The sequence below is a fragment of the Corynebacterium sp. MSK019 genome (assembly GCF_030232425.1).
Classification (GTDB): Bacteria; Actinomycetota; Actinomycetes; order Mycobacteriales; family Mycobacteriaceae; genus Corynebacterium; species Corynebacterium jeikeium_D.
Window position 1 is genome coordinate 58,277 of sequence record NZ_JASPJT010000001.1, and the last position, 14,865, is coordinate 73,141.

Below are 14,865 nucleotides of genomic sequence, written 5' to 3' on the forward strand. Positions count from 1 at the left end.
GGGCTTAGGTAGGAGCCTGGTAGGCACAACGGGCTGCAAATGTGAAACTGTGAGAGTTTATGACACTTTCAAGCCATTTTTCGGACAATTTTTGCTATAAACGCGGTCAGTAACTCCATTGGCCCGCTGCCAGCCATAACCGAGGTCACTAACTCGCATTGGGGCTAAGTAGGGCTAAGTAGCAAAAGGTGCCCACCCGGCGACACGCCGAGCGGACACACTTTTTGCTACTTAACCCACTATTTATTTTGCGGCTATGCAGTTCGCGACTTACTCTGCTAGCTGCAACCGAGCCTGCTGAGCTGCGGCTACCAATACTTTCAGTGAAGCCGTAACCTCTTCCCAACCTCGGGTCTTTAGACCACAGTCCGGATTAATCCACAGCAGGTTGGGGTCAACGCTTTCAAGCGCATCTTCCACGAGCTGGTTGACTTCTCCGTCCGTCGGCACGCGAGGCGAGTGGATGTCCCAGACACCTGGACCAATCCCGCGAACGTATCCCTCATCTTTCAGCGCTGCGAGCACCTGCATACCGTTGCGAGCTGCTTCGATGGACGTGACATCGGCGTTGAGATCATCGACGGTGTCGATAAGCTCATTGAAGTCCGAGTAGCACATATGCGTGTGAATCTGAATGTCGTCAGCCACACCAGAGGTAGCCAGACGGAAGGAACCTACGGCCCACTTCAGGTAGGCGGGCTGGTCCGCTTCATTCAGGGGCAGCAACTCGCGAATGGCTGGCTCATCGACCTGCACGATTTGCGCTCCAGCGGCCACGAGATCTGCAATCTCATCGCGCAAAACCAGCGCAACGTTATCCGCAGTGTCACCGATGGGCTGGTCATCACGGACAAACGACCATGCCAACATGGTCACCGGCCCGGTGAGCATTCCCTTGACGGGAAGGTCAGTCATGTTTGCCGCTGCCTTGTACCACTGCACCGTCATTGGCTCTGGCCTGGTGATATCACCGTAGAGAATCGGCGGCCGCACGCAGCGGGAACCATAGCTTTGGACCCAGCCATTGGCGGTCGCGAGGTAGCCGTCCAGCTGCTCCGAGAAGTACTGCACCATGTCATTGCGCTCAGGTTCGCCGTGAACGAGCACATCGAGTCCCAATTCTTCCTGCTGCTCAATGGAGCATCGAATTTCAGCGAGCATTGCTGATTCGTAGTCGACTGGGGTGAGCTCTCCCGCGCGCAACTGCGCACGTGCACGACGAATGCTATTGGTCTGCGGGAAGGAACCGATTGTGGTGGTCGGCAGCGGAGGCAGGTTAAGGGCCTCAGCCTGAGCCGCCTGGCGAGCTGCAAACGAGGAACGAGTCCGGTCGCTCTCCTCGATTGCTGCCAAAGCTTCACGAACTTCAGGCTTAACAATCCGCTTCGATTCTGCCCTTGATGCCAGTGCTGCCCGGGACTCCCTCAACGCCTTCAAATCCGCGGCATCGAGTTGGCGGTCATTCAACCTGGCATCAAGCGCCCTCGCCAAGAGGGTCACCTCGCCGATTTTCTCATCCCCGAAGGCCAGCCACTGCAGCACCTCGGCATCTTCTTCGCTCGGGTTTTCCGAGGCCAGGGAGTACGGGACGTGTAGCAGCGAACAGCTAGTCGACACCGCGATGGGGCCTCGGACTGCCAGCTTCTCCAGCGTCGCCAGGGCTGCATCCAAGTCGGTGCGCCACACATTACGCCCATCAACAATGCCCGCAACCAGCAGTTCCTTGCCGGTCCAATGCGGCAACTCAAAGCTACCTGCTACCAGGTCGCAACCAATGGCCTGCACGCCTGTGCCAGAAAGGGTTTCCAGCGCCTGATCACCATCACCAAAGTAGGTCTGCACCCACAACTTGGTATTCGCAGACTCCGCCACGCCGGCCAACTTCTCGTAGGCCTGGCGAGTCCTAGCAAGAGTCACTTCATCGAGGTCAGTGACCAATACTGGCTCATCGAGCTGAATCCACTCAAAGCCCTTATCCCCCAGTTGAGCGATGATTTCCGCGTACGCATCGGTCAACTTTTCCAAAAGGCCAAGTGGGTTCGAATCATCGTCGGTACGCGACAGGCTCAAGTAGGTCACAGGACCAATCAAATGAGGGCGCAGCATGGTGGTGGCGCCATTGTTTAAGCTGCAGGAATCATCCAACCAGTCAGTGAGGTCAGAGGTAAATTCAGTATCGGCTGACAGCTCCGGAACAATGTAGTGGTAATTGGTGTCGAACCACTTGGTCATTGCGGATGCCGGTTGCGTCTTCGTACCGCGAGCGGCGGCGAAGTAGTGGTTGATCCATTCCGGTAGGTTGGAACCGTCCGTTTTCGGGACATTCTGGAAGCGGGCTGGAAGCACTCCGAGCAGCGCCGATGTATCCAGCATAGAGTCGTAGAACGAGCGCCCAATTGTCGGAACCGAGTCGATTCCTGCCTTCAGCGCTGCGCCAATGTAGCTATTGACAGTGTTGCGCGCCGTCGCGGCCAGCAGGCCGCCGGTCGCCGGGTCGCGCCAGTAGTTTTCCAGAGCTCTTTTGAGCTCACGATTACGCCCTATCCGCGGAATGCCCGCGAGGGTTGCGTGAATTGCCATGATCTCGTGATTTCCTCGTCAGTCGTGATCAGCATCGGGTATGAAATTGCACAACCGGCAGGCATTCGGACTTGTCATCACTGAAAAGATTGGTTATCAACGCGTCGGATAAACCAAAGCTCTGGCAGTGATGCTTACCGTTGCGGGACAGTTCCGGACTTGCACCGGGATTCCCCTGCATAACTCGAAGGCCTTATGCGCGCTAGGCTCAAAACACACCTTGCGCGGAAAACGTGCGATATGCAGCACTTTCCTTAATGAACACCTTCGAGGCGGCTGTGGATGTGAAGTATATCGCAATATACAAATATCTCATTCACTTAGCCCCCTCCCCGAGCCTTTGCTTTGATGCTCTCCTGCTGGGACCAAAGTGATTAAGCTCGTAGTCATAAAAGCTATTTATTCTACCTCTTTTCAAGGAGTGACCTCGAGTGACACAGGCTTCCGGACCTTCCCTGAGGGGCGCCAAGATTCCGTTCGATGGCCCGGTCCAGTCAGGCGTTGAACAGCCCGGCCAAGCACATCTCCGCCTCGTCGCAATCGATTTGAAGGACGGCATCGACGCAGCAGATTTGAAGGAACTGTTCTCCTCGCTTACCGACGTTGCCCGCCGCCTCACCCAAGGCCAGGACATCGAGGGGTATCTGGAACCGGAAATGGTTGCAGCCACTGCAAACCTGACTATCACAGCCGGTTTCGGTGAGCGCATCTTCGACGTCCTCGGCAAACCAGGGCGCAAGCCGGCTGGTCTGCACGATATCCCGTCATTCCAGCATGACATGCTCCGCCCTGAGTGGGGTCAGTCTGACTTCGCTCTGCAGTTGTGTGGTGATGACCTCGTCACCGTTTCGGCCGCGTCCCGTCTACTGGAAAAGAAGGCGGCTCCGTGGGCTCGCGTGAAGTGGTTCCAGAAGGGCTTTTCCTACGCCTGGGGTTCGCAGCCTCACGGCGCTACCCCACGCAACCCGCTGGGCCAGCTCGACGGCACCGTCAACCCGTCCACTCCGGAGGAATGGTCCGAACAGGTGTGGATTGACTCCAAGGACAAGGCGATTAACAACTCGTGCGTGATGGTTGTTCGCCGTATTGCGCTCGACTTGAACAATTGGGATGAGCTCAGCACCGACGATCGTTCCATCGTTATCGGTCGTGACTTCCACACCGGTGCTCCTCTTTCCGGCGGCAATGACGAGTTCGATGAAGAGGACATGGACGCCGTCGATGACCAGGGCGAGTACCTCATCCACCGCCAGTCTCACTTGGCGCTTTCCCGTGAGCAGGATGGTCAGCCTGACGACGCCCTGCGTCGCCGCGCCTATGCCTACGAAGACCAGCCCGGTGAGCCGGCCTTCCCGTTCGAAGGACCGAACGTTGGCCTGGTCTGGGTTGCATTCCAGAAGAACCCGGACAACCAATTCAGTGCAATCCAGGCCCGTTTGGATCGCGGCGATTTGCTCAATGAGTGGAACCGTCACATCGGCTCCGCTGTGTATTGGATCGCCCCTGGCACTACCCCTGATTCTTACTGGGGACAGGAGTTGATTGAGGGGTAGAGGCTGCAAGCTGGCGGCGAAAAACTGACTTGGCGGGCTAAGGCCTGACGGACTAAAAGCTGACGGGCTGCAAATGTGAAACTGACCTAGTTTATGACACTTTCGGGCCAATTTTCTGGCCGTTTTTGACATAAACTCAGTCACTAACTTGCACTGGCCCGCCGTCGTCAGCCGTAAGGGCATCGCCCCGCCGCCGCCAGCCATAAGAAAACGCCCGCCGAGTGCCTGAGCACTCCTGCGGGCGTTTCTTCTAGACAAGAACTTTGTCAGTCACGGACCACCGAACTAGTCACCAATCTGGTCACGGCCACGCTTAACAATCTTCGGGTCCGGAGTACCAACCAGCTCGTGGTCCTTCTCCGTGTACTCGAACTTGCTCAGCACATAACGCATTGCGTTGATGCGGGCACGCTTCTTGTCGTTGGACTTAATGGTAATCCACGGGGACTCATCCGTATCCGTGTAGCGGAACTGCTCTTCCTTTGCGCGGGTGTAGTCACCCCAACGATCCAACGAAGCGAGGTCCATCGGAGAGAGCTTCCACTGACGTACCGGGTCAACCTGGCGAATTGCGAAGCGAGTGCGCTGCTCCTTCTGGGTCACAGAGAACCACAGCTTGGTCAGCGAAATACCGGAGCCCAGAATCATGTTCTCCAGCATCGGAACCTCACGCAGGAACTCTGCATGCTGAGACTCAGTACAGAAACCCATCACGCGCTCAACGCCCGAACGGTTGTACCAAGAACGGTCGAAGAAGACGATTTCGCCAGCGCACGGAAAATGCTCAATATAGCGCTGGAAGTACCACGAGGTGGACTCACGCGGCGACGGCTTTTCCAGAGCCACAGTTCGAGCACCACGCGGATTCAGGTGCTCGTTAAAGCGCTTAATGGTACCGCCCTTACCAGCGGCGTCACGGCCTTCGAAGAGGATGATGTGCTTCTGACCAGTTTCCTTGGTCCAGTTCTGCCACTTCAGAAGCTCAATCTGCAGCTTCCTCTTAATAGACTCGTATTCCTTGCGCGTCATGCGCTCCTCGTACGGGTAGCCATCGCGCCAGGTATCAACCCGCTCACCGTCTGGAGTGACCAGTACCGGATCGTCCTCATCAGAATCATCGACGACGTAACCTTCGGTCTTCGCCAAATCGACGATGTGGAATTCCTCTTCATTCTTGTCAGCCATACCCCTTATCCTACTGAATTTCTCTACCACACGTCCCCCATGCGGGTGCCCTTACCTGCAATTTCCCAGCAGTTAACGTTCCGTCTTACCGAAATTGAGGGGGTGGGACTGCACGCAGCGACCGTCGATAAGCACTGCGCGTACAATAAATGCCATGTTGTTATCCGAGGCTCTTGCCGCACGATCCGAAGTTTCCGACCGGCTGGCTGAGATTAATCGCCGTCTCGCGCTGGTGGCGCAGGTGCAGGAAGGCGATACGCCTGATGAAGATCCGCAAGCGCTTATTGCCGAAGCCGAGCGTCTGATGGCGCGCTTCGAATGGCTGGTGCGCTCGATTAATGCCACGAATTCCGCTACTGCCTTCGAGGACGGAACGCTTAGCGACGCACTTGCGAAGCGCGACCACCTGCTAACACGGCGGCGGTTCTACACCTCCGCAGCCGATCAGGGCTCGGGTCGGCGGGATCGATACTCAGCTTCGGAGATTCGCTATGTCGCCACTGTGGATATCCGGTCGCTGCGCCAGAAAGCCGACAAGGCGGCGAAGGAATACCGGGACTTGGATACCCGTATTCAGCAGGCGAACTGGTCAACCGAGCTTATCGAGGCCGCGAATAAGCCGGCCGAATAGCAAAGTGGCAGGGTTCGGTAGCGAAACCAGAAGAATTTCACATTTTGATAAGTCGGTAGTTGCATCCAGATTGTCGGCGAGCGCGACGGCCTGTCTCTGGCCTTAAAGGGACACCTAAAGATCTCACCTGTACTGAGGCAGCAGGATTAATAACAGACAGTCCTCGTCATTGCGTACATGGGTACAGATCATCGGTTATTTTTCACTACCAAGCGCTGAGGCGTCTGATGCAACGAGGGTGGGTTCGGGGACTTAAAACTTTCTCAAGTTACACAGCAAAAAGCGCCGCTGAGGATTTCCCTCAGCGGCGCTTTTTAGGCTAACTCAAGCAGTCGGGACCTCTTTTAGAAGCCCATGCCGCCCATCTCGTCGCCACCCGGCATTGCCGGCATAGCCGGTTCCGGCTTGTCAGCGACAACAGCCTCGGTGGTCAGGAACAGAGCCGCAATGGAAGCGGCATTCTGCAGTGCGGAGCGGGTAACCTTCACCGGGTCGTTGATGCCAGCTTCCATCAGGTCGATGTACTCGCCGGTAGCAGCGTTCAGGCCTTCACCCTGCGGCAGGGAAGCAACCTTCTCGGTAACGACGCCGGCCTCGAAACCAGCGTTCAGAGCAATCTGGCGCAGCGGAGCTGCGAGAGCCGCACGCACGATGCGGACACCGGTTGCCTCGTCGCCGGTCAGACCCAGCTCGTCGTCAAGCACGTGCGAGACCTGCAGCAGTGCGGAACCGCCACCTGCGACGATGCCCTCTTCCACAGCAGCCTTTGCGTTACGGACGGCATCCTCAATGCGGTGCTTGCGCTCCTTGAGCTCGACCTCAGTTGCGGCGCCAGCCTTGATAACTGCAACACCGCCGGCGAGCTTAGCCAGGCGCTCCTGCAGCTTCTCCTTGTCGTAGTCGGAGTCGGAGTTCTCGATCTCAGCGCGGATTTGGTTGACGCGGCCCTCGATAGCGGACTGCTCGCCAGCGCCCTCGACGATAGTGGTCTCGTCCTTGGTGACGACCACCTTGCGAGCGCGACCCAGCAGCGGCAGGTCAGCGGTCTCGAGCGACAGGCCGACCTCCTCGGAGATGACCTGGCCATCGGTCAGGATAGCCATGTCCTGCAGCATTGCCTTACGACGGTCGCCGAAGCCCGGAGCCTTGACAGCGACAGACTTGAAGGTACCGCGGATCTTGTTGACGACCAGGGTGGACAGAGCCTCGCCCTCGACGTCCTCAGCAATGATCAGCAGCGGCTTGCCGGACTGCATGACCTTCTCCAGCAGCGGCAGCAGGTCCTTGATGTTGGAAATCTTGCCGGAAACCAGGAGGATGTACGGATCCTCCAGAACGGCCTCCTGGCGCTCCATGTCAGTGGCGAAGTAACCGGAGATGTAGCCCTTGTCGAAGCGCATACCCTCGGTCAGCTCCAGGTCGAGACCAAAGGTGTTGGCCTCTTCCACGGTAATGACGCCTTCCTTGCCGACCTTGTCCATAGCGGTGGCAATCAGCTCACCGATAGCCGGGTCAGCAGCGGAGATACCAGCGGTAGCAGCAATCTGCTCCTTGGTCTCAATGTCCTTAGCGGACTCCAGGAGCTTCTCGGTAACAGCCGTGACAGCCTTCTCGATGCCGCGCTTGATGCCCATCGGGTTGGAGCCAGCAGCAACGTTGCGCAGACCCTCGGAAACCAGAGCCTGAGCCAGAACGGTAGCGGTAGTAGTACCGTCACCAGCGACATCGTCGGTCTTCTTGGCAACTTCCTTGACCAGCTCAGCGCCGATCTTCTCGTAAGGATCCTCAAGTTCGATTTCACGTGCAATGGAGACACCGTCGTTGGTGATCAGCGGTGCGCCCCACTTGCGCTCGAGGACTACGTTGCGACCCTTCGGGCCCAGCGTAACCTTGACAGCGTCTGCCAGGGTGTTCAGACCCGTTTCGAGACCGCGGCGGGCCTCCTCGTCAAATGCAATCATCTTAGCCATGAGGTTTGAAGAATCCTCCGTCTATTTATGTGGCACTTACATTGGAAGTTGACCCAGGCGCCCGCGACGGCATGTGATTCGAGGGAAGCGCCGCCCTCTCCATCACCGGAGTCAACACTGTACTTTTTAACGACTTTGCAACACTTGTTTCAGCCTGCGCTGCAGTATGTGCTGCAGTTTGCTGCAACTCGCATACAACGCACACATACACAAGGTGTGAAGTTGTTTTTATTAGCACTCAATTAGAGCAAGTGCTAATTCACTTTTTTAGCACTCAACCCCATCGAGTGCAAGGTTAAGCGCCGCAACTCCCAACGCCAATACCACTCCCGACGTCACTCCCAACGTCATCATGGTTGTGCGCCTACACTGTCGCACATGAGCATTATTAATAAGGAACTCACGGACGCCCTGCGAGACCACATCTCCAGCCAACGCGAGACCATCCGCACCCAGCTGACCGAGCTGGTGGCTTTCCCTTCCGTACACGGCACCGAAGAAACCAAACAGGCTTGCATTGACGCAGCTCAGGCGGTTACCAAGATGTACGCAGAGCTGGGCATCGAACTGAAGGCGCACCACACCGTCGACGGCTCGATTGCACTGTCGGGTTTCGTCCCCGCGTCGTCGGAAAGCGCGAAGACCGTACTGCTCTACTCCCATTACGACGTCCAGCCGGCGGGCGACGAGTCCGCTTGGACCGCAGATCCGTGGACACTCGACGAGCGCGACGGTCGCTGGTACGGCCGCGGTACTGCCGACTGCAAGGGCAACGTGGTCATGCACCTGGCTGCGCTGCGCGCGCTGCGCGACGACGCTCTTGCGGGCCACGTCGACATGCCAAACATCAAACTCATCGTGGAGGGCTCCGAGGAGCGCGGGTCGGCGGGCCTGAACAACCTCATCGCCACACAGCCAGAGCTTTTCGACGCCGACGTCATCCTCATTGCGGATGTCGGCAATGCCGAGGTTGGCCAGCCGACGCTCGTGACCACTCTGCGCGGCACCGCCGATGTGGAAGTACGCGTCGATGCGCTGGAGCAGCCGGTTCACTCGGGCATGTTCGGCGGCGCAGCCCCGGATGCGCTGGCGGCACTGATTCGCATGCTCGACAGCCTGCGCGATGAAAATGGCTTTACTTCTATTGATGGACTGGACTGCTCGCAGCGGTGGGAGGGCCTGGACTACTCGCCAGAGACTTTCCGCGCTGACGCCGGCGTGCTCAATGGAGTGGGCCTGATTAGCAACGAGGACACTTCCGTCTCCGATCTGACCTGGGCGCGCCCGTCGGTGATTGTGACCGGCATCGACTGCCCACCGGCAACCAATGCTGTCAACGCGATTTCGTCGACCGCCATGGCGCACATTAACTTCCGCATCCCAGGCGGCGTTGATCCGGCTGAGGCGCAGGACGCGCTGGAAAATCACCTGCGCGCACATGCTCCGTGGGGCGTGAAGGTGACGGTCGAACGCGACGAGCTGGCTAACCCGTTCCGGGCCAACGTTGAGGGCAAGGTTGTGCAACTGGTCGCTGACAGCCTGTCGGCCGCCTATGGCAAGGAGACCGCAAGCATGGGCGAGGGCGCCTCAATTCCGCTGTGCGCCACCCTGCTGGACGCCGTACCAGGTGCTGACATCGCGCTTTACGGCGTGGAGGAGCCACAGGCTCGCATCCACTCGGCTGATGAATCGGTCGACCCGAACGAGATTCGCGACATCGCTATTGGCGAGGCGGTTTTCCTGGCCTCTGTCAACGGAATTTAACGGGGACAGCAAAGAATCCACCAAAGATATTGATTGAATGACTTGTGTCACATCTTTTACCTGTAGTAAGGTTCCACCCATGCAGCAGAACATTCTTATTCGAGTAGCGAAGGCTACGAACCCCGGTGGAGGCCGACAGGACTGACCCCTCCACACGGGGTCTCTGGCCGCAACTTCTCAAAGCACTTGGTTGGTCCGCCACTCACAGCAAAAGCAACTAAGCAAAGGACCAGAAAAGAATGTTTCCCACTCGCACCCAGAAGAACATGTCCACTTCGACGACGTTCACGGGCAAGCGCCCTTCGTTGGAGCACCAGGACGACGGCAATGTGCGAACTTATTCCGACGATCCATTTAGGGCTCGATTCGGACATCGCCTGCCTCGAGGCTTAAGGCAAGAAGCTCGTGGCATGAACTGGCAGAAGTTCAAGGACACCTACTCCCCCACGAGCGGCCCGGTTCAGATCAAGAATTTCGAGGCAACCCGCGGCACCCTGGGGCGCTGGAATTTCAACGCTGACTTAACACTGACCGACAAGGACGACCACACCCACACTTTCACCCAGGAGATTACCGCTATGGGGCCGGTGTCGGCTTGCACTAATCTGCTGGCTGATGCAGGTTACCGCGTGGAAATCGTGGAATTCCACCAGTTCGAAATCTTCGAAGCTACCGCTACCTTTGTCTATGCAGGTCACAACAATGACCATGTGTGGACCATGGGCTTCGGCCAGACTCCGGAGGCTTCCGTGCTCTCCGCTTTGGTCTGCGCTGCTAACCGCCTGCATGGGTAGGACGCGGATGCTGCTCGTTTAGTAAACGGGGGGTGTCCCTATGTTTTTGTCAAGTGCCAGACCGATGTTGACGAGCACAGTCTTGGGAGTAGTTTCTTAGGCGTGCCTAGGAGCCGGCCAGCGTGTGCTGGTCGGCTTCGTCTTTGGGGCTTTATGCGGCGACGGGGCGTGGCGGGATTTCGCGGAAGAACTCCTTGTTTTTCAGCATCGCGTAGATGACATTGCATCGCCGTCGTGCCAGGCATATGACTGCTGCGTTGTGGCGTTTTCCTTCAGCGCGTTTGCGTTCGTAATACCGCCGTGACGGTTCGTGGCTGCGGATAACCGCGAATGCCGAGTAGAACAAGGCGTTTTTCAGTCGTTTATTGCCTGACCGTGCCGGGAACTCACCTCTGATCGACGAACCGGATCGTCTAGTCACGGGCGCTATTCCAGCATAAGCAGCTAAGTGGCCAGCACTATCGAAGTCGGAGCCATCACCGATCGCAAGAAGGATCTGCGCTGCGGTCTTGATGCCGACTCCGGGCATACTCATCAAGACCTCACAAAGAGGGAAATCAGCGAGCATCTCTTCAACCTGCTCAGCAATGGTGTTTCGTTGCTCTTTGAGGGCCTGGATGTTTGCAGCCAGTTGAGGAATTACTAACTCGGCGGCATCGCTTCCAGGCACGGTGACTGTTTGAGCTTTCAGCGCTGTAAAAATGTCGTCTACCAGCGGGGTGGGGTCTTTACGTGTGCGCTTGATCATCCAGTTCAACACTCGTTGGTATCCGGCTCTTTTTAGCCCCTGCGGTCCCTTGTAATGGATCAATAATTCCAGGATCGGCGTGCGAGTCAGGGTGCTACCAGCAAAAACTCGTTCCAGGCTGGGGTAGATCTGGGTGAGGACACTGCGAAGCCGATTGACAGTGCGAGTGCAATCGCGGGCGATGTCATCATCGAAGCCGGACAGCATCTTTAGGGCGGAGAGTACCTCATCATTGCGGTCGACGGCACGTAGCGTGTGGGGCATTGTGCGGGCGGTGTCGGCGATGATGAATGCGTCGCGTTTGTCTGTTTTTGCACGTCCCGGATAGAGATCTGCAGCTTTGCGCATCGCAAGACCTGGCAGGTATCCGACTTCGCAACCGCAGTCCCGGGCTACAGCAATCGGTAGTGCGCCGATGGTGTTGGGTTGGTCGACGATCACGAGCACGGTGCCAAGCTTCTGAAGCTGGTGAAAAACGCCTGCTAGTTCGGATTCGAGTTGAGGCAACGGTTTGTCGAAGACCTTGTTGCCATCACGGTCTAAGGCGCAGGCGTGGTGTTCAGATTTGCCGACGTCTAGACCAAGGAATATGTCGATGGAATGCTCCGGAGACATGATGAGCTCCTAGAAAACGAGATGGGTATGGCGTTGTTCCAGTCGCTGGTGTCATGACCTTCGTTGCAAGCACCCACGTTACAAAGAGACCTAGTTTAAAACTGGCCGTGTCCCTATCAGCTGTCATCGAAAGTCCTGGCACCCGGCGGCAACACCCCCCCGGATTATGGAAACTACAGGGCAGGTAAGCCATACCGGGACCAGCGACTATCCCCATTATCGGGGACACTCACAAGGTAACGGGAATGCGACCGGGGAAGCCCAACGCATGTGGGCCTCGAGCATTCGCGTTTTAGCGCTTCAGCCCCGCGATCATGGTCTTCAAGTTGCTGCGCAGGAAATCCTCGTAGGTTCCCGCGACCGTGCCCGGCTTGCCGAGCTCATCGGAGTGCAGTGGCTCGTCGAAGATCGGAATCCCGGCCTCCTTCGAGACGGTCTTCATGGGGCGCGTATCCACGTTCGACTCCACGAACAGGTGCTTCGGGCGCTTGTCCTTCAGCTGGCGCACGAGGTGTCCGATCTGCGCGGGGGAGCCGTTTTCATCCGTGTCGATCTGCCAGATATACAGCTGCTCCATGCCGTAGGTGTCGACCATGTATTGGAAGGCATGTTCACTGGCCACGAGCACACGATCCTCCTTCGGCAGCGCACCGATCTGCTCGCGGTAGTCGGCGTCGATGCTCTCCAGCATGGCCTTGTACTCCGCCCCCTTCTCCTCGATGTGCTCGGCACGCTCGGGCAGGGCCTCGGCCAGCGCCGCGGTCACGTTCTCGGCCATCGCGATGCCGACGGTCGGGTCCAGGAAGGCGTGCGGGTTGATCTCCTGATTGCCCTTTTCGTCCTTGAGGTACTTCGGTTCCACGCCCTTGGTGGCCTCGACCATCTGGGAATCGTCCAGGCCCGCGGTGTTTTTCAGTTTCGCGAGCCAGCCGTGCTCACCGCCCTCGAGGTTCAGCCCGTTGTAGAACAGCAGGTCGGCGTCGCTCGTCGCATCCAGGTCCGCGGGCAGGGGGTCGTAGTCGTGCGGGTCCGTGCCGGTCGGCACGAGGTTATGGACGTCCACCGCCTCGCCGCCGATCTCCTCCACCAGGTCCGCCAGCAGCGTGAAGGTGGTGACGACGTTCAGCTGCTCACCGTCTGCCTTCTCCTCCGTCGAGAAGGTCACGGCCCCGAACACGAGGGCACCGCCCACCAGGAGGGCCAACAGCGCGGCCAGTGGCTTATTGCCCAGCGAGCGAGCAATCAGTCCCTTGCCTGGCGCGAAGAGGAAAGCCAGCAGGAACAGCGCGCTGGCGGTCAGCACGATCGTCACGCCGGAGGACACGTTGTAGCTATAGCTCAGGAACAGCCCCACTACGGAGCTGAGCGCCGAGATCGCCACTGAAAGCCCGATCATCACTCCCAGCCGGTTCGTCAGCAGGTACGCCGCCGACGCCGGAGTGATCAGCAGGGAGACCACCAGGATCACGCCCACCGTCTGCAGGGAAATGACCGTCACCAGCGTGAGCACCACCATCAGCCCGTAGTGGATTGCCCGCACGGGCACGCCAGCCGACTGCGCCATGACGGGGTCGAAGGTGCTGAGCTTGAGCTCCTTGTAAAAGACCAGCGTGAGAATCAGCACGGCAGCGGCAATACCGATCGAGAGGTTGCGGTCGGCGTCCTGAACGGTCAGGACGTTGCCGAAGAGGATCTCCGTCAGATCCGTCGCCGTCTGCGCTTTCGCCATGAGCAGCACGCCGATCGCGAAGAAGGTGGAAAAGACGATGCCGATCGCCGAATCGTTCTTCACAGTGGAGCGTTCGCTGATCAGCCCGATCGCCAGTGTGGCGAGTAGACCCGCGACCACCGCCCCGAGGAAGAGGTTCGTGCCGAGCAGGTAGGAGGCCGCGACCCCCGGTAGTACGGCGTGCGAGATGGCGTCGCCGATCAGGGCCATGCCGCGCAGCACGATGAAGCTGCCGACGATGCCGCAGGCCACGCCCACGATCACCGAGGTGATCAGCGCTTTTTGCAGGTAGCCGTGGCTGAGTAGTGAGTCGAGGAACTCCGCGATCATGCTGTCTCCTCCTGGAGGGCTGCCTGCCGTGGCGTGGGGTGGGCTGGTGCTGACGGCTCGCGGATGACGAGCGCGCCGAAGGCCTTCTGCAGCACGTCGGGGACGAAGACCTCCTCGGTGGGACCCGCCGCGACGAGCTCGCCGTTGAGGACGATGAGGTCGTTGTAGTAGCCGCGCACCGTGTTCATGTCGTGGTGCACGACGACGACGTGCTTGCCCGCGTCCGCCATCTGCCGCAGCAGGGTCACGATCGTCTTCTCGCTGGGGACGTCGATGCCGACGAAGGGCTCGTCCAGGAAGATGTACTCCGCGTCCTGGACGATGGCGCGGGCAAAGAGGACGCGCTGGAACTGTCCGCCCGAGAGTTCGCTGATGTGGCGGTGGCGAAAGTCCCACATGTCGACGTCCTTGAGAGCCTGGGTGGCTGCTTCGCGTTCGGCCTTGCCGGGGCGGTGGAAAAGACCCAGGCGCGGGTAAGTGCCCATCAGGACGGTGTCGAAGACGCTGGTGGGGAAGTTGCGGTCGAGGTCAGAGCGCTGCTCGATATAAGCGATTGCGCGGCGCTGCTCGGCGGGGGCCTTGCCGTCGAGGGTGACGGGGTAGCCGGCAGGGGCGCCGGTGGGGCCTGTGCCGTGGACGTTGTGTTTGTCCAGGATCTGGAGCATCGCCTTCATGAGGGTGGATTTGCCTGAGCCGTTGGGGCCGATGATGCCGTGCATGCCGGGGGAGTCGAGGGTGAAGCTGATGTTCCGAATCGCGGTGTTCGCGCCGTAGCTCACGCTCAAGTTCTGGACGCTAATACTCATGGCAGCCAAGAATAGTGGTCAGTTCAATGAATCACCAAGTTCAATGTATTGACCTTTGGGGTGGGGTGGTGTTGGGGGGGGGGCAGTAATGGCACTGATTTGGGGCTTGAGCAGTCAGCCGCTCAAGCCCCAAAAAATGCCCAACTTCCGCCCCCCCCAC

10 protein-coding genes and 1 riboswitch are annotated in these 14,865 nt (G+C 58.6%); of the genes, 4 read left to right on the plus strand and 6 right to left on the minus strand.

Annotation, left to right across the window (positions count from 1 at the left end):
* Positions 1-270 precede the first annotated feature (270 nt).
* Positions 271-2,580, minus strand: a complete 2,310-nt coding sequence (gene metE, locus QP982_RS00255; protein ID WP_070429770.1) for a 5-methyltetrahydropteroyltriglutamate--homocysteine S-methyltransferase — start codon at positions 2,578-2,580, stop codon at positions 271-273.
* A gap of 39 nt (positions 2,581-2,619) precedes the next feature.
* Positions 2,620-2,818: riboswitch (cobalamin riboswitch) on the minus strand.
* 193 nt (positions 2,819-3,011) lie between these two features.
* Between metE and QP982_RS00260 the strand changes: the two genes are divergently transcribed.
* Positions 3,012-4,133, plus strand: coding sequence for a Dyp-type peroxidase (locus tag QP982_RS00260; protein ID WP_284870041.1), 1,122 nt, complete (start codon positions 3,012-3,014; stop codon positions 4,131-4,133).
* Between the two features lie 285 nt (positions 4,134-4,418).
* On the opposite strand, the gene ppk2 is transcribed toward QP982_RS00260, so the two are convergent.
* Complete coding sequence (ppk2, locus tag QP982_RS00265) at positions 4,419-5,318, minus strand: polyphosphate kinase 2 (RefSeq protein ID WP_005510168.1); 900 nt, start codon at positions 5,316-5,318, stop codon at positions 4,419-4,421.
* A gap of 154 nt (positions 5,319-5,472) precedes the next feature.
* Between ppk2 and QP982_RS00270 the strand changes: the two genes are divergently transcribed.
* On the plus strand, positions 5,473-5,949 hold the full coding sequence (locus QP982_RS00270; protein ID WP_049190643.1) for a DIP1984 family protein: 477 nt from the start codon (positions 5,473-5,475) through the stop codon (positions 5,947-5,949).
* Positions 5,950-6,293: 344 nt separating this feature from the next.
* On the opposite strand, the gene groL is transcribed toward QP982_RS00270, so the two are convergent.
* Positions 6,294-7,919 (minus strand): chaperonin GroEL, encoded by a 1,626-nt coding sequence (groL, locus tag QP982_RS00275; protein WP_038626677.1) that lies wholly within the window; start codon positions 7,917-7,919, stop codon positions 6,294-6,296.
* A 378-nt stretch (positions 7,920-8,297) separates the two neighbouring features.
* Between groL and QP982_RS00280 the strand changes: the two genes are divergently transcribed.
* Positions 8,298-9,683 carry a dipeptidase gene (locus QP982_RS00280; protein ID WP_049171925.1) on the plus strand — a complete coding sequence of 462 codons (1,386 nt, stop codon included), beginning with the start codon at positions 8,298-8,300 and terminating at the stop codon, positions 9,681-9,683.
* Between the two features lie 239 nt (positions 9,684-9,922).
* Positions 9,923-10,477 carry a 2-isopropylmalate synthase gene (locus QP982_RS00285; RefSeq protein WP_048731724.1) on the plus strand — a complete coding sequence of 185 codons (555 nt, stop codon included), beginning with the start codon at positions 9,923-9,925 and terminating at the stop codon, positions 10,475-10,477.
* Between the two features lie 151 nt (positions 10,478-10,628).
* On the opposite strand, the gene QP982_RS00290 is transcribed toward QP982_RS00285, so the two are convergent.
* The 3 genes from QP982_RS00290 to QP982_RS00300 all read right to left on the minus strand — a co-directional run bounded on the left by QP982_RS00290 (position 10,629) and on the right by QP982_RS00300 (position 14,705).
* The gene (locus QP982_RS00290; protein ID WP_070856100.1) at positions 10,629-11,840 is read right to left on the minus strand and encodes an IS110 family RNA-guided transposase; all 1,212 of its coding nucleotides are present in this window, start codon (positions 11,838-11,840) and stop codon (positions 10,629-10,631) included.
* Between the two features lie 292 nt (positions 11,841-12,132).
* Complete coding sequence (locus QP982_RS00295; RefSeq protein ID WP_222865187.1) at positions 12,133-13,899, minus strand: metal ABC transporter solute-binding protein, Zn/Mn family; 1,767 nt, start codon at positions 13,897-13,899, stop codon at positions 12,133-12,135.
* Positions 13,896-14,705, minus strand: a complete 810-nt coding sequence (locus QP982_RS00300) for a metal ABC transporter ATP-binding protein (protein ID WP_035006260.1) — start codon at positions 14,703-14,705, stop codon at positions 13,896-13,898. Before QP982_RS00300 ends, QP982_RS00295 begins: the two co-directional genes overlap by 4 nt.
* Positions 14,706-14,865 lie beyond the last annotated feature (160 nt).

Bases quoted from the DNA above. Each gene is read 5' to 3' on its own strand.
- QP982_RS00280 (WP_049171925.1), top strand. From the start codon at position 8,298: ATGAGCATTATTAATAAGGAACTCACGGACGCCCTGCGAGACCACATC.
- QP982_RS00295 (WP_222865187.1), bottom strand. From the start codon at position 13,899: ATGATCGCGGAGTTCCTCGACTCACTACTCAGCCACGGCTACCTGCAA.
- ppk2 (WP_005510168.1), bottom strand. From the start codon at position 5,318: ATGGCTGACAAGAATGAAGAGGAATTCCACATCGTCGATTTGGCGAAG.
- QP982_RS00300 (WP_035006260.1), bottom strand. From the start codon at position 14,705: ATGAGTATTAGCGTCCAGAACTTGAGCGTGAGCTACGGCGCGAACACC.
- QP982_RS00290 (WP_070856100.1), bottom strand. From the start codon at position 11,840: ATGTCTCCGGAGCATTCCATCGACATATTCCTTGGTCTAGACGTCGGC.
- groL (WP_038626677.1), bottom strand. From the start codon at position 7,919: ATGGCTAAGATGATTGCATTTGACGAGGAGGCCCGCCGCGGTCTCGAA.
- QP982_RS00285 (WP_048731724.1), top strand. From the start codon at position 9,923: ATGTTTCCCACTCGCACCCAGAAGAACATGTCCACTTCGACGACGTTC.
- metE (WP_070429770.1), bottom strand. From the start codon at position 2,580: ATGGCAATTCACGCAACCCTCGCGGGCATTCCGCGGATAGGGCGTAAT.
- QP982_RS00270 (WP_049190643.1), top strand. From the start codon at position 5,473: ATGTTGTTATCCGAGGCTCTTGCCGCACGATCCGAAGTTTCCGACCGG.